Raw genomic sequence first — 15,043 nt, forward strand, 5'->3', positions numbered from 1 at the left:
GGGAGGGGCCCCCGCCGTCGTCCTGCGCGGCACGCGGTCTCAACCCCGACACGTCGGATACTGTGTTGTTGCGCCCTGCCGCGCCGCGGCATCCGGCCCACCCGAAGGACGAATCAGGCCATATGACTTCCCGCATCCTCGTTGTCGACGACGACATCGCGCTCGCCGAGATGATCGGTATCGTGCTGCGCACCGAGGGCTTCGAACCGCTGTTCTGCGCCGACGGCACCGCCGCCGTCGAGATGTGGCGGGAGGAGCGGCCCGACCTCGTGCTCTTGGACCTGATGCTGCCCGGCATGGACGGCATCGAGATCTGCACGCGCATCCGCTCCGAATCGGGCGTTCCGATCATCATGCTCACCGCGCGCACCGATACGGCCGACGTCGTCCGCGGGCTCGAGTCGGGCGCCGACGACTACATCGTCAAGCCGTTCAACCCGAAAGAGCTCGTGGCGCGGATCCGCACGCGGCTTCGTCCCGCCGCCGAGGCGACCGGCGGCGATCTGCGCATCGGCGACGTCATCGTCGACGTCGCCGCCCATGAGGTGCGCCGGGGGAGCGAGGTCATCGCGCTCACCCCGCTGGAGTTCGAGTTGCTCGTGGCGCTCGCCTCGAAACCGCAGCAGGTGTTCTCGCGCGAAATGCTGCTCGAGCAGGTCTGGGGCTACCACTACAAGGCCGACACCCGTCTCGTGAATGTGCACGTGCAGCGGCTGCGCGCGAAGGTCGAGATCGATCCCGACAACCCGCGGATCGTCATGACGGTGCGCGGCGTCGGCTATCGCGCCGGCGCGGTGGTGTGATCGGCCGCTCATGACGCCGCAGACGGCGACCGTGCCGACGTTGACCGGCTGGCGAGATTGGCGCAGCTGGCCTCGCCGGGTGGCGTACGCCTGGACCCGGTCGCTGCGTTTTCGCACGCTCGTCATCACGATCGGTGCGACGGCTCTCGCCATCCTCATCGCCTTCGTCGCGATGGCGCTTGCGATCCAGAACGATCTCTTCGAGTCCCGCGTCCAGCAGGTGCAGGAAGCCGTGCAGCGCGCCACGCAGTCCACCCAGCAGACACTCAACGCCGCGCAGATCGATGGCGACGGCGCCGCCTTGCAGTCGCTCTGGAACAATGCGACCGACTCGATCGCCCGCCAAGCCGGCACCGACATGATCGCCGCGTTCCGCATTTCGGATGAGCCGTCGACGATCGCCCCGCAGGACTTCCAGCGCGGCGGGCTGAACGCAGGATTGATCACGCCCGGGCTGCGCGGCGCCGTTCAAGGTGACAGCCAGAAGCGCTGGTGGCAGTCCGTCGGTCTGCCGGCAGCCGACGGCAGTACGGTGCCCGGGATCATCGTCGGGCAGCAGCTCGAGTTTCCCGAGGTCGGTGCCTACGAGTTCTACTTCGCCTACGACTTCGCCCCGGAGCAGCAGACCCTGCAGTTCGTCCAGATCACGCTGTGGCTCGTCGGTGCCGGGCTGGTGCTCCTGATCGCCGCGATCTCCTCCTTCGTGCTGCGCTCGGTGACCGTCCCGATCGCCGAGGCCGCCGAAACGAGTGCGACCCTCGCCGCCGGCGATCTCGCCGTGCGTCTGCCGGTACGGGGTGAGGACGAGTTCGCGATCCTCGGCCGCTCGTTCAACGCGATGGCCGACAGCATCGAATCCCAGATCAAGGAGCTCGCCGAGCTCTCGCTCGTGCAGCAGCGCTTCGTCTCCGACGTCTCCCATGAGCTGCGCACACCGCTGACGACGATCCGCCTGGCCAGCGACATGCTCAACGATCAGCGCGACTCCTTCGATCCGACCACCGCCCGCGCCGCGGAGCTGCTGCATGCACAGGTGCAGCGCTTCGAGACGCTTCTGACCGACCTGCTGGAGATCAGCCGCTACGACGCGGGGTCGGTGCAGCTGGAGTATGAGCCGACCAGCCTCGCGCATCTCGCCGAGGACGTCATCGCCTCGATGCAGCAGTTGGCCGATCAGCACGGGACGGATGTGCGCCTGGTCGCTCCGGGAGGCTACTCTCCGGTCGATATGGATCCCCGCCGCGTCCGCAGGGTCGTGCGCAACCTGCTCGGCAACGCCATCGAGCACGGCGAGGGCCGTCCCATCGTCGTCACCGTGGACAGCAACCAGCGGGCGGTTGCGATCGGTGTCCGTGACTATGGACTCGGCATGAGCGCCGCCGACGCCGAGCGCGTGTTCGACCGCTTCTGGCGCGCCGACCCGTCGCGCAAGCGCACGATCGGCGGCACGGGATTGGGGCTGTCGATCGCGCTCGGCGATGCGAAGCTGCACGGGGGCACTCTGGCTGTCTGGTCGGATCTCGGCCGCGGCACGAACTTCGTGCTGACGCTGCCGCGGCAGGGTCAGCCCATCGACGGCTCGTCACCCGTTGCCCTCGACCCGGGCGAGGACGGCGTCTCGCTCGACGACCTCGGCTTGACGCAGCCGATCACCGTATTCGACAAGGGGGGACGCTCATGAGTCTTCGGCGTCTGCGCCGGGCGAGCATCACGGTGCTCGCGGGGGCGCTCATGGTGGCCCTCGCCGCGTGCGCGGGGCTGCCGACCTCCGGACCGGTCAACCCGGGCGTGCGGATCGTGGACGACGGGACCTCCGGTGACATCGCATTCATCCCGAAGGGGCCGGTGAAGGACGCCACGCCCCAGCAGATCGTCGAGGGCTTCATCGCGGCCGGTACCGGCCCCACCAACAACTGGGAGACGGCGCAGCAGTTCCTCGCCCCCAGCTACAAAGGCACCTGGAAGCCGCAGGCCGGCGTCACGATCTACGCGTCCGGGCAGCGCACCCTGCAGCAGAGCGCATCCGGCGACATCGTGCTGACGGTCTCGCCGGTGGCGACGGTGGATGCCACGGGGGAGATGAGCCCGGCATCCGACAACGGCCCCATTCCCCTGACCTTCAAGCTCGCTCAGCAGGACGACGGGCAGTGGCGGATCACCCAGGCGCCCGACGGGATCGTGCTCGACAAAGCCCAGTTCCTGGCCGTGTTCGGGAACTACTCGCTGATGTACTTCGATCCGACGTGGACCTACCTGGTGCCCGACGGGCGGTGGTTCCCGCGGTATTACGCCGCCACCAACATCGCTCAGGGCCTCGTCGACGGTGCGCCCGCGCCCTGGCTGCGCGGCGCGGTCGTGAGCGCGTTCACCGACGGTGCGCGACTGGAGCTGACCTCCGTCCCGCGCCAGTCCAACGTCGCGCAGGTGACCCTGCAGGACGGCGCCCGCTCGCTCGACCAGACCGCGCTGAACCGCATGCAGACCCAGCTCGAGGCGAGCCTGGACGTTCCGGGGATCACGAGCGTGGACATGCTGCTTCCGGGGGGGCAGCGGCTGACGGCCCAGCGTGTGGACGTGCGTTCCACCGCGGTGGCGGCCAACCCCTTGGTTCGCACCGATGACGCCTTCGGTTTCGTGTCGGGCACCACCATCTCGCCGATCGCGGGGCTCTCCGACGCGCTGATGCAGATCTCGGCGACTGACATCGAAGTCAATGCCGATCGCACCGCCGCCGCTGTCCGCGACGTGTCGGGAGCGGTTCTCGAGGTCCCCGCCGACGGCCCCATCCGCCGCCTCGACACGCGTCCGGATCTCGTCGCTCCCTCCATCGATCCCGCGGGATACGTGTGGTCGGTGCCGTCGGACGCGCCCGGATCGGTGATCGCGTACGCACCGGGCGGCACCGCCGTTCCGATGTCCGGGGGATGGGCGGGCGCCTCCGCGGTCATCGCGCAGCGCGTCTCGCGCGACGGGACGAGGCTCGTCGCCGTGGTGCGCGACGGTGACCGCTACGCCGTATGGGGGGCGGGGATCCAGCGGGACCGCACCGGGGCGCCCACCGCGCTCGCGTCTCCCGTGAAGAAGCTCGCGACGCTGTCGGATGCCGCAACGGATCTCACCTGGCTCGATGCGAGCACCCTCGGCGTGCTCGCCGGCACCGGGCAGGACCAGTACGTCGAGGCGGTGCACGTGGGCGGCTTCCCGGACGCGCCGATCCGTACGCCCGGGGACACCACGACGCTCTCGGGGCAGACGTCGAACGCGAGCGTGAGTGACACCGACGGCGAGCTCTATGCGCAGCGGGGTGCCAACTGGCAGCAGCTGATGGGGGGCGTCCGGGTACTGGCGGTGCAGCAGGGGATGCCGCGCTGAGGCGGATCCTCCTCCCCGCGTCGCGCTGCGAGAGCGCTCCTCCACAGATGCGCATCGGGGTCCCCGCACGTGACGTGCATTCGACACGGTGGCATCATGCTCGATCCGGCTTGGCTCCGCGCACCCGTCTGGCGCCGCGTGGGCGACGCTGCGGCCGGGGCGCTCTCGCTGGTACTGCCCGTGTGGTGCGCGGGCTGCGATGAGCCAGACGTCGGTCTCTGCATGCGCTGCCGTGAACTCCTTCTGCCACGGGTGCGCGTACGTTCGCTGCTGCCGGGCCTCGCGGTCTGCTCCGCACTGGACTTCTCCGGCGTGCCGGCGCGCGTTCTGCGCGCGTTCAAAGAGGACGGGCGCACGGGGCTGGCCCGACCGCTCGGCGGCGCCCTGGCCGCGGCCGTGGCGCGCGTCGAAGGCGGCGGCGCCGACGTGGCGATCGTGCCCGTGCCCTCGTCGCGACGTGCGCTTCGCCGGCGCGGATACGAGACCGGCGCCCTGCTGGCACGGCGGGGCGGTCTGCAGCCGCTGCGGGCGTTGAGCTCGCGCGGCGCAGTCGCCGACCAGCGTGGTCTCGGCCGCGAGGCGCGCGCGCAGAACGTCGCGGGAACCCTCCGGGCGCGCGGCGTCGCGGGGCTGTCCGTCATCGTCGTCGACGACGTGCTGACCACCGGCGCGACGCTGCGCGAAGCCGCGCGAGCCCTGACGGCCGGCGGTGCGCACGTGATCGGGGCAGCGACCGTCGCCGCGACCGCGCGACACGCCCCGTGAGCGCGGATCCATTGCGGATCCTCAAGGGATCGGTCCGTTACTCCCGGGATTGGCGCGTGACAGCGCCGCCGCACCCCGATAGCGTGGGAGAGACCAAGGCGAACTCAGGGTCCGCCCTTGACCGGCCGGACCCGGAACAAGGAGGTCAGGATGGAAACCAGCATCGTCGGCGTGGGTGTGAGCATCTCGGATCGTTTTCGCACCGTCACCGAAGAGAAGTCCGTCCGCATCGGAACGCTGTCCCCCCGTGCGCAGCGTCTCGACGTCAAGGTCACCCACCGGGCGTATCACAACGGAAGCCGCGAAGAAGAGACGGTCGAGCTGACCGTCACCGGCAAGGGCCCGCTGGTGCGTGCGGAGGCCACCGACAGCGACAAGTTCACGGCGCTCGACATGGCGGTCGACAAGCTCGCCGAGCAGCTGCGTCGTGCCAAGGACAAGCGCGTGGACGCCCGAAACCACCCGCGCGGCGCCAAGCTCGACAAGGGCAGCGGTGCGCTGTCGGGCATCGATGTGCAGCCGGCATCCGTGGAGACGCTGCGTGCTGTCGCGACCGGCGAGATCCCGATCGCTGTCGGCGACGAGGGCGAGGACGACTACACCCCGGTCGTGATCCGCACCAAGAACTTCGACGCCGAGTGGATGACGGTCGAAGAAGCCGTCGACCGGATGGAACTGGTCGGGCACGACTTCTTCCTCTTCATCGACGCCCGCACCGACCACCCGAGTGTCGTCTACCGCCGCAAGGGCTGGGACTACGGCGTGATCTCGCTGACGGCCAGCGCTCCGCCGGCCGCGGAGCTCGCGTCCTGATCGACCAGGCCGGCCCCCGGAATCGGGGCGAGTGAACAGAGTCGGATGCCGCCGCGCGCGGCATCCGATTCTGTTTCTGCGATCCGATTCTGTTTCTCCGATCCGGGTCGGCACGTGCGCCGGACAGGGCGAACTCAGTCGAAGATGCCGTCCAGGATGCTGCCGATCACGAGGCCGCCGAGGATGCCGCCGACCATGTCGCCGCCGCTTCCTCCGCGGCGACCGCCTCCCCAGCCGCCACCATTTCCCCAGCCGCCGTCGTTCGGGCGGGAGGAGTCGATGTCGCGCTGGGCCAGCTGCAGAGCCTCCGCCGCCAGCTGCCCGCATCGACGGGCGTCGGCGAGGGCCTGCTCGCGATCGTCCTCGCCGATGGGCTGTGCGCTCAGCGCCGCCAGGTCCAGACGGATCCGTTCCGCTTCGGCCAGACGGGTACGCGCATCGGCTCCGATCCATCCCCGGTGACCGGAGATGACGCTGCGCGCGACGCCGAGCTGGCGGTCCGCGTCGTCGATCGCGTGGCGGACGTGGCTCTCAGGCGGTGCGGGATGGGCCAGACGTGCACGGGCCTTGGCGACCGCGGCATCCAGTGCGGCGTTGGCCTCACGCAGTCGGGTGAGCTCACCGAACGGGTCGGGAAGCTCGCCCGCCGGGGTGAGTGCGGAAAGCTCGTTCTCGAGCGCAGCCATGGCAGCGCTCACGGCGGGGATGCTCTGCAGCTCACGAGCGGCCACGAGGTCGCCGCGCGAATCCTCCACGATGGCGTCAAGCGTGGATTCGGCACGCAACGCCTCCACTTCGAAGGCGTCCACGGCATCCAACAGGGTGGTCGCGCGGCGCACCGCCTCCATCGCCGTCTCCAGCGCGAGGTTCGCCTGCTCCCGCTGACCACTCTCGCGTCGTGCCGTGGAGACATCGGCGCCGTGCGTGGCGAAGGCGAAGAGCTGGGCAGCTTCGGTGGCGTTCTTCTCGATGCGTCGCACAGCGGCAGGCGCGTACCGGGCGTGCACGCGCGCGAGAGTCGCCTCGGCGCGTTCGAGTCGCTGTGTGCCCCGTTCGACGTCGGCGCGGATGCCGGCGATGATCTCCGGAGCGCGGCGGGCGCGCTCGACGGGCTCGGCGAGAGCTTGGAGGCGATCGTCGAGGAGCTCCTGTGCCCAGTCGCACAGCTGGATGATGCGCGCGTTGCGCGTGCGCAGCTCCTCGGGGGTGTCCGGGATGTGGTCGTGGTTGAGCTGGTTCAGCTGGAACGCCTCGCCCATGTGGCTGCGCACCGCGTTCAGCGCCTCGCGGAGGCTCTGGGTGGGCTCGGTGCCCAACTCGATCTCGGCGAAGACGAGTTCGTCCTCCGTGGTGCGCAGGCGCTCGTCGATCTCGACGAGCGCCGCGTCCGCCCGGCGGCCGAGCTCGGCGTCCTCGGCCGCCCGCTGCTCGCGTTCCTGCTTGCGTGCGCCCCAGAATCCGGCCATGTCACGATCCTATGCGCGTGTTTTCGAGGTCTCGCGCAGATAAGCAAAGTCACAGCCAGGTAACATGGCCCCGTATGCCGTGCCCTCGTGCGCGGTCGAGGCGACGTCGCACGTCGCCCGCACCCGATAGATGGAGATGCTCCGTGGCCAACCCTCTCGAGAAACTGCTCCGCGCCGGCGAAGGACGCATCCTGCGGCGGCTTCAGCAGGTCGTGAAGGCGGTCGGCGCCCTGGAGGAGGACTATGCGCAGCTGACCGACGAGGAGCTGCGCGGCGAGACCGCCGAGCTGCGCGCCCGCCACGAGGCGGGGGAGAGCCTCGACAAGCTGATGCCGGAGGCCTTCGCAGCCGTGCGCGAAGCCGCCAAGCGCACCCTCGGCCAGCGTCCCTACGACGTCCAGATCATGGGTGGTGCGGCGCTGCATCTCGGCAACATCGCGGAGATGAAGACCGGTGAGGGAAAGACGCTCACCGCGACCTTCGCCGTCTACCTCAACGCGATCGCCGGCCAGGGCGTGCACGTCATCACCGTGAACGACTTCCTCGCGTCGTATCAGGCCGAGCTCATGGGTCGCGTCTACCGTGCCCTCGGCATGACCACCGGCACCATCGTCGCCGGACAGACCCCCGAGGTGCGCCGCGAGCAGTACAACGCCGACATCACCTACGGCACGAACAACGAGTTCGGCTTCGACTACCTGCGCGACAACATGGCCTGGCAGAAGCAGGACCTCGTCCAGCGCGGTCACTTCTTCGCGATCGTCGACGAGGTCGACTCGATCCTCATCGATGAGGCGCGCACGCCGCTCATCATCTCGGGCCCGTCCTCGGGCGAGGCCAACCGCTGGTTCGTCGAGTTCGCGAAGATCGCGAAGACGCTCGAGGCCGGGGTGGACTACGAGGTCGATGAGAAGAAGCGCACCATCGGTGTGCTCGAGCCCGGCATCGAGAAGGTCGAGGACTACCTCGGTATCGACAACCTGTACGAGTCGGCGAACACCCCGCTGATCTCCTTCTTGAACAACTCGATCAAGGCCCTGGCGCTGTTCAAGCGCGACACCGACTACGTGGTGATGAACGACGAAGTCATGATCGTCGACGAGCACACCGGCCGCATCCTGGTCGGGCGTCGCTACAACGAGGGCATCCACCAGGCCATCGAGGCCAAGGAGGGCGTGCCGGTCAAGGCGGAGAACCAGACACTCGCCACGGTCACGCTGCAGAACTACTTCCGCCTCTACGACAAGCTCGCCGGCATGACCGGTACCGCTGAGACCGAAGCGGCCGAGTTCATGTCCACCTACAAGCTCGGCGTCGTTCCGATCCCGACGAACAAGCCGATGATCCGCAAGGACCAGCCCGACCTCGTCTACAAGAACGAGCAGGCGAAGTTCGCGCAGGTGGTCGAGGACATCGCACGCCGTCATGAGACCGGGCAGCCGGTCCTCGTCGGCACCGTCAGCGTCGAGAAGAGCGAGTACCTCTCGCGACTGCTCGCCAAGAAGGGCATCAAGCACGAGGTGCTCAACGCCAAGAACCACGCGCGTGAGGCTGAGATCGTCGCTCGTGCCGGCCGGCTCGGCGCCGTCACCGTGGCCACCAACATGGCCGGTCGTGGCACCGACATCATGCTCGGCGGAAACGCCGAGTTCCTGGCGGTGCAGGAGCTCAAGGCGAAGGGGCTCGACCCGGTCGAGACGCCCGATGAGTACGATGCCGCCTGGACCGAGACCTACGCCGCGATGCGCGACACGGTGGCCGAGGAGGCGACGAAGGTCGTCGAGGCCGGCGGACTGTACGTCCTCGGAACCGAACGCCACGAGTCCCGTCGCATCGACAATCAGCTGCGCGGCCGCTCGGGCCGTCAGGGCGACCCGGGCGAGAGCCGCTTCTATCTGTCGCTGACCGACGACCTCATGCGACTGTTCCAGTCCGGCGCCGCCGAGGCGATTCTCGCCCGCACGAACTTCCCGGACGACGTCGCGATCGAATCGACCATGGTCTCGCGCGCGATCAAGAGCGCGCAGTCCCAGGTCGAGGCCCGCAACGCGGAGATCCGCAAGAACGTGCTCAAGTACGACGACGTCCTCAACCGCCAGCGCGAGGCGATCTACGCCGATCGCCGCCAGATGCTCGAAGGTGACGACCTGTCCGACCGCGTGCAGCACTTCATCGAGGACGCCATCGGCGCGATCATCGATGACCACACCGGTACCGGCCACAATGAGAGCTGGGACTTCGACGCGCTGTGGACCGAGCTGAAGACGCTGTACCCGGTGTCGGTGACGATCGACGAGGTCGTCGCCGAGAGCGGCAACCAGGGGCGCGTCACGCCGGAGGTGCTCAAGCGCGAGATCCTCTCGGACGCGAAGATCGCGTACGCGGCGCGTGAGGAGAAGCTCGGCGAGCCCGCCATGCGCGAGCTCGAGCGTCGCGTCGTGCTCCAGGTGCTCGATCGGCGCTGGCGTGATCACCTCTACGAGATGGACTACCTCAAGGACGGCATCGGCCTGCGTGCCATGGCGCAGCGCGACCCGCTGATCGAGTATCAGCGCGAGGGCTACGAGATGTTCCAGACCATGATGGGCCAGATCAAGGAGGAGTCGGTCGGCTTCCTCTACAACCTCGAAGTCGAGGTGCGCCAGAGCGGCGAGGAGGTCGAGGCCAAGGGCCTGCAGGTCGCACCCTCGGTCGAGAACCAGAAGCTCCAGTACACGGCTGCCAACGACGCCGGCGAGGTCGAGGTCCGCAACGATCGCGGGCAGGTCCAGCAGGCGGCGACGAGCAAGCTCCGCCAGCAGGGCGCGCCCGCCGCGCCGGCCGCACCCGCCGCCGAGGCTCCGCGCGGGGCATTCGGGCAGCGCACGGATGCCGCGGCATCCGCGCCTGCGGCGAACAATCGCGCCGAGCGTCGCGCCGCCGGCAAGAAGAAGTAGGCGGACGCCCGGGCCACCGGGCGGCGATTGGCCTCGTCGGGGCGGCGATATCCTGATCCGATGAGTCCCCGCATCCTCGATCAGTCATCCAAACTCAAGGACGTCCTCTACGAGATCCGTGGAGCCGCCCTCGTCGAGGCTGACCGGCTCGAGGCCGACGGACACCGCATCCTCAAGCTCAACACCGGCAATCCCGCCGTCTTCGGCTTCGAGGCGCCGTACCAGATCGTGCGCGACATGATCGAGGCGGTCCCGCACGCACACGGCTACAGCGACAGCCGCGGCATCATGTCGGCGCGGCGCGCTGTCGTGTCGCGGTACGAGCAGGTTCCCGGGTTCCCCGCGTTCGATCCGGACGATGTCTACCTGGGTAACGGCGTCTCCGAGTTGATCACCATGACCATGCAGGCGCTGCTGGACAGCGGCGACGAGGTTCTCATCCCCGCTCCGGACTATCCGCTGTGGACGGCCATGACGAGCTTGGCCGGGGGCACCCCGGTGCACTACCGCTGCGACAACGAGAACGGCTGGCAGCCCGACCTCGAAGACATTCGGTCGAAGGTGACGCCGGCCACCAAGGCGATCGTCGTCATCAACCCGAACAACCCGACCGGGGCGGTGTACTCCCGTGAGGTGCTCGAGGGAATCGTGGAGATCGCTCGGGAGCACTCGCTGCTGCTGCTCAGCGACGAGATCTACGACCGCATTCTGTTCGACGATGCCGTGCACATCCCGCTCGCCACGCTCGCGCCGGATCTGCTCTGCCTGACCTTCAACGGCCTGTCCAAGACGTATCGCGTGGCCGGGTATCGCTCGGGCTGGATGGTCATCACCGGCCCGAAGAAGCACGCCGTCGGGTTCCTCGAGGGGATTCAGCTGCTCGCCTCGACGCGGCTGTGTCCCAATGTGCCCGCTCAGCATGCGGTGCAGGCTGCGCTGTCCGGCGTGCAGTCGATCGACGCGCTGATCGCTCCCACCGGACGGCTCCATGAGCAGCGGGATGCCGCATTCGAGGCGCTCACCGCGATTCCGGGGGTGCAGTGCCACAAGCCGCGCGGCGCTCTCTACGCGTTCCCCCGGCTCGATCCTGAGATCTATGAGATCCACGACGATGCCAAGTTCGTCTACGACTTCCTCGTCGCAGAGCACGTGCTGCTGGTGCAGGGAACCGGCTTCAACTGGCCGACGCCGGATCACTTCCGGATCGTGACGCTGCCGGAGGCGCGCGTGCTCACCGAGGCGATCGAACGGCTCGGCAACTTCCTCTCCTCGTACCGCCAGTAGGGATCGGCGACCGCGCCGACCCCGCTTTCGGCGGGTGGTCAGAGAAGCGCGAGGGACGTGGCGCGCCAGCGCCCGTCCCAGCCCTCCAAGCGGAGGGCGACGGCGCGGGTGCGCGCCGGTCCTGCCACGATGACCACTCCTTCGATGACGCCGTCGGCGGGGGAGGAGTGACGAGTCGAGAGGATGTGGTGCACGGGTCGGGCCGGTGCGACGCCTCGGGCGCTGCGTGCGCGAGCCGACAGATTGGCTCGTGTGATCAGAGCGCGGAACGCGTCCTCGCCGAACCAGCGTGCGAGTTGATCGACTTCGCGCACGCCGGCGAGCGCTTCGAGGACGCCGATGGTCAGGTTCTTCAGCAGCGGCTCCGGAGCGGGCAGCGCATCCGTGCCGGTGCGCTGGGGGGCGAAGTACTCCGCGACCTCCAGGGCGGAGCCGCGCCGCGGTGTCGAAACGCTCCGCCGGGTCGTGCCGGCAGCGTCGGGGGATGCGGTGGCCATGCTCCGTCCTCCTCTCTCGTCGTCGCCTGGTCGGGCGTCTGACGAGTACAACACAGCCCACGCACAGGGTGGATGAGAATCCTCCAACCTGTGGAGAGGCTCCTGTGGACAGAATCGGCGGTCGGCAGCATCCCTCCTCTAGGGTCACCGCGTGCGCTGGGACCGCTTCTTCGAGGATCTGGAAGACCAACTCGACTCCGAGTGGGAGGCTGAGCGCGCCGCCCTGGACACCGAAGCGGAGCGCCTGCGTCTGGCGCGCATCCCCGTCCGCGATCGGCTCGTGGTGCTCGCGGAGACCGCCGATGTCGCCGTCGGCCTCGAGCTCACGGACGGCACGACGCTGTCGGGGACCGTCACGCGCGTCGGATCGGACTGGGTCGCCGTCACCGTGGAGGGCGGATCGACGGGCACGGTCTGGATCGTGCCCCTGGCCGCCGTGGCGACCATGGCGCTCGCAACGCAGCAGCTTCTCGGCAGTGTGCGCGCCGCTCATCCCGGCGGCGCACTCGCGCAGCGCATGTCCCTGGGTTTCGTCGTGCGCGATCTCGTTCGCCGGCGCATCCCGGTGACGGTGCATCTCGTGACGGGGCGCGCACTGTCGGGAACGATCGACCGCGCCGGCGCCGATCATCTCGACCTCGCACTGCACGAGATCGGTGGGGTGCGCCGCGCCGATCAGGTGCGCGGCTTCCGGATCGTCCCGTTCGTGGCGGTGTCCGCGATGCGGATGGATGCGCTCGTCGACCTCGTCTGACGCAGTCGGAGGGCGCGCGGCGATCAGTCCGGGTTGCGCACCGCGCCTCGACCCCACAACTCCGGAAAGCTCGCCGCATTCGACTCACGCCACAGCGCCATCCGACGCGCGTCCTCCGCTTGATTGTCGAGGTAGACAGCGACGCTGCCGGCATCGATGCGCCAGCGCGCCGGCGAGCCCGCCTTCATGCCGCGAAGACGGCCGTCGATCACGAGAGCGACCACCTCGTCGACGGCGATCTGCAGCATCTCCGCCACTTGGGCAGGTGTCAGCAGGCGCGCGCCGGCTTCGGGTGATTCGGGCATGAGGCCATTATGCGGCCCGCCAGGCGACGCCTCACGGGTCCACGCCGCGCTGTGGATAACCAGCCCGCGCCGGCGGGACGCTGCGTCACCATATCGACATGAGCGACTCCGTCACGGCCCGACCTCGCCCTCGCGCTTTCTGGGCAGACCTGCGATTCCTCCTCGGGATCGCACTGATCGTCGTCTCGGTGGCCGGCGTCTGGTTCGTGGTCGCCGCAGCGCGCCAGACGGCGCCCGTGTTCGCCGCAGCCACGACGCTGCTCCCGGGCGAGGCCGTCGAATCCGCCGACCTGCGCGTGGTCGATGTCGCGCTCGGCCCCGTGCACGACTCCTACGCGACGCCGACGACGCTGCGGCCGGGAGCCGTCGCGACCCGCGTCGTGCGCGCCGGCGAGCTCGTGCCGAACGATGCGCTCGGTGACGCGGCCGGAGTGCGCAGCACCACGGTCGTCATCACGAGCGCGAGCGAGGTGCCCGCCACCGTCGGCACGGGATCATCCGTCGATGTCTGGGCTGCGGCCCCGCGGGAGCGCGGTGCGTTCGACACGCCGCGCATCCTGGTCGGCTCCGCGACGGTCGCGTCGGTAGATCGCGACCGGTCGATGATGGGCGCGACCGCCGTCGTGGTCGAGATCGTGATCGACCGCGACGACGTCGCCGCCACTCTCGCCGCGATCGCCGACGGGTCCAGTCTGTCGATCGTCCCGAGCGGCGGAGCGGGCTCATGAGCGTGCGTGTGGTGCTGGCGTCCGATCGGCTGGATACCCCCGTCGTCGTCGACGCTCTCCGCGACGACGGTGCCGAGGTTCTCCTCGTGGTGGCGGCGGATGCTCCGGCGGATGCCGCCGCCGACGCCGTCACGGGCCGCGCCGCGGCTGAACTGCTCGGTGCGCTCGCCGCTGCCGACGTGCTTGCCATCGACGCCGGCCGAGACGCGCTGACTCCTCAGCTGGTGGCGGTGTGCGACCGCTTCGGAGTGCGCATCGTCGCGGTGTGCGACGGCGCGGCAGATCGCCGACTCGCCGAGATGTTCGGCATCGCCACGTGCGCGCCGGACGATGTCCGCACGGCGGTGCTGCACGCGGTGACCGCGCCGCCGACGGCGCCCCCGCGCGGTCGCATCATCGCGGTCTGGGGCCCCGCGGGCGCTCCGGGACGCACCACCATGGCCATCGAGATGGCCGCGGAGCTCGCCCGGGATGGGCGCCGTGTCGGCCTCGTCGACGCGGACACGCATGCCCCATCGGTCGCGATGCTGACCGGGCTCGCCGACGAGGGGCCGGGCTTCGCTGCGGCGTGTCGAGCGGCGGAGCGCGGGACGTTGAGCGCCGCCGAGCTCGAACGGATCGCCCTGCCCCTCGGTGATGTCGCGGTTCTGGCGGGGATCAACCGGCCGGGGCGCTGGCCGGAGCTGTCCTCGGCGCGGGTCGGCGGTGCACTCGAGCAGTGTCGCACGTGGGTCGAGGATCTCATCGTCGACGTCGCGGCGCCGCTGGAGCGCGACGAGGAGATCGTGAGCGATGTGGAGGGCCCGCGTCGCAACGCCGCCACGCTCGCGGTCCTGGCCGCGGCCGACATCGTCGTCGCGGTCGTCTCCGCAGACCCCGTCGGCGTTGCACGCTTCGTCCGTGCGCATGCCGATCTGCGCGCCGCGGCCGGCGCCGCGCCCATCCACGTCCTGGTCAACAAGACGCGGACCTCGACGCTCGGGATCGACGCGCGATCGCAGGTGCGCCGCACGCTCGATCGCTACGTCGGCGTCGCCGCGTGCTGGTTCGTCCCGTGGGATCCGAAGGCTGCCGACGCCGCGGTCCTGCAGGCGCAGCCGGTGGGTCGTGTGGCGCCACGCTCCTCGCTGTCTGGGGCCGTTCGTCGTTTCGTCGGCGAGGCGATCGAGCCGCCTCCGGCGCGCGCAGCGGTGCGTCGATCGCGTGTGGCACCCGGCGCCGATACCGAGGGCCGGCGCAGGGACGCTCACCTCCGGACGCGACGCACTCTTCGCGGCGTGGCCTGAGGCGGCTCGGCCGCGTCACCGATGAACGATCTCG

General features: G+C 69.5%; 13 protein-coding genes. 10 read left to right on the forward strand and 3 right to left on the reverse strand.

Annotated features, from left to right (window positions below; all coding sequences use genetic code 11):
• Positions 1-122 precede the first annotated feature (122 nt).
• From mtrA to hpf, 5 genes are all read left to right on the forward strand, one after another.
• Positions 123-803, forward strand: coding sequence for an MtrAB system response regulator MtrA (mtrA, locus tag AS96_RS03580; protein ID WP_005048291.1), 681 nt, complete (start codon positions 123-125; stop codon positions 801-803).
• Positions 804-813: 10 nt separating this feature from the next.
• The gene (gene mtrB / locus AS96_RS03585) at positions 814-2,484 is read left to right on the forward strand and encodes an MtrAB system histidine kinase MtrB (protein ID WP_016463363.1); all 1,671 of its coding nucleotides are present in this window, start codon (positions 814-816) and stop codon (positions 2,482-2,484) included.
• The gene (locus tag AS96_RS03590; RefSeq protein ID WP_036285771.1) at positions 2,481-4,175 is read left to right on the forward strand and encodes an LpqB family beta-propeller domain-containing protein; all 1,695 of its coding nucleotides are present in this window, start codon (positions 2,481-2,483) and stop codon (positions 4,173-4,175) included. The genes mtrB and AS96_RS03590 overlap by 4 nt, the downstream gene beginning before the upstream one ends.
• Before the next feature lie 96 nt (positions 4,176-4,271).
• A complete protein-coding gene (locus AS96_RS03595; protein WP_036285773.1) occupies positions 4,272-4,940 on the forward strand; it encodes a ComF family protein in 669 nt (222 codons plus the stop codon).
• Between the two features lie 150 nt (positions 4,941-5,090).
• Positions 5,091-5,753 (forward strand): ribosome hibernation-promoting factor, HPF/YfiA family, encoded by a 663-nt coding sequence (hpf, locus tag AS96_RS03600; RefSeq protein WP_005048298.1) that lies wholly within the window; start codon positions 5,091-5,093, stop codon positions 5,751-5,753.
• 134 nt (positions 5,754-5,887) lie between these two features.
• Here hpf and AS96_RS03605 read toward each other — a convergent pair whose 3' ends face one another.
• Positions 5,888-7,219, reverse strand: a complete 1,332-nt coding sequence (locus tag AS96_RS03605) for a hypothetical protein (protein ID WP_036285775.1) — start codon at positions 7,217-7,219, stop codon at positions 5,888-5,890.
• Positions 7,220-7,362: 143 nt separating this feature from the next.
• Between AS96_RS03605 and secA the strand changes: the two genes are divergently transcribed.
• Positions 7,363-10,155 carry a preprotein translocase subunit SecA gene (gene secA, locus AS96_RS03610; protein WP_036285777.1) on the forward strand — a complete coding sequence of 931 codons (2,793 nt, stop codon included), beginning with the start codon at positions 7,363-7,365 and terminating at the stop codon, positions 10,153-10,155.
• 60 nt (positions 10,156-10,215) lie between these two features.
• A complete protein-coding gene (locus AS96_RS03615; RefSeq protein ID WP_005048303.1) occupies positions 10,216-11,439 on the forward strand; it encodes a pyridoxal phosphate-dependent aminotransferase in 1,224 nt (407 codons plus the stop codon).
• Between the two features lie 38 nt (positions 11,440-11,477).
• Here the strand turns inward: AS96_RS03615 and AS96_RS03620 are convergent, their stop codons facing one another.
• Entirely contained in the window at positions 11,478-11,936 is a 459-nt protein-coding gene (locus tag AS96_RS03620) for an Rv3235 family protein (protein WP_016463358.1), read from the reverse strand.
• 151 nt (positions 11,937-12,087) lie between these two features.
• Between AS96_RS03620 and AS96_RS03625 the strand changes: the two genes are divergently transcribed.
• Positions 12,088-12,690, forward strand: coding sequence for a hypothetical protein (locus AS96_RS03625; protein WP_036285779.1), 603 nt, complete (start codon positions 12,088-12,090; stop codon positions 12,688-12,690).
• A gap of 23 nt (positions 12,691-12,713) precedes the next feature.
• Here the strand turns inward: AS96_RS03625 and AS96_RS03630 are convergent, their stop codons facing one another.
• Positions 12,714-12,995 (reverse strand): helix-turn-helix domain-containing protein, encoded by a 282-nt coding sequence (locus tag AS96_RS03630; RefSeq protein ID WP_036285781.1) that lies wholly within the window; start codon positions 12,993-12,995, stop codon positions 12,714-12,716.
• 98 nt (positions 12,996-13,093) lie between these two features.
• Between AS96_RS03630 and AS96_RS03635 the strand changes: the two genes are divergently transcribed.
• Entirely contained in the window at positions 13,094-13,723 is a 630-nt protein-coding gene (locus AS96_RS03635; protein ID WP_036285783.1) for a hypothetical protein, read from the forward strand.
• The gene (locus AS96_RS03640; RefSeq protein ID WP_051498734.1) at positions 13,720-15,009 is read left to right on the forward strand and encodes an AAA family ATPase; all 1,290 of its coding nucleotides are present in this window, start codon (positions 13,720-13,722) and stop codon (positions 15,007-15,009) included. The genes AS96_RS03635 and AS96_RS03640 overlap by 4 nt, the downstream gene beginning before the upstream one ends.
• The last annotated feature ends 34 nt before the right edge of the window (positions 15,010-15,043 follow it).

It is taken from the genome of Microbacterium sp. MRS-1, assembly GCF_000585455.1.
GTDB classification, from domain to species: Bacteria; Actinomycetota; Actinomycetes; order Actinomycetales; family Microbacteriaceae; genus Microbacterium; species Microbacterium laevaniformans.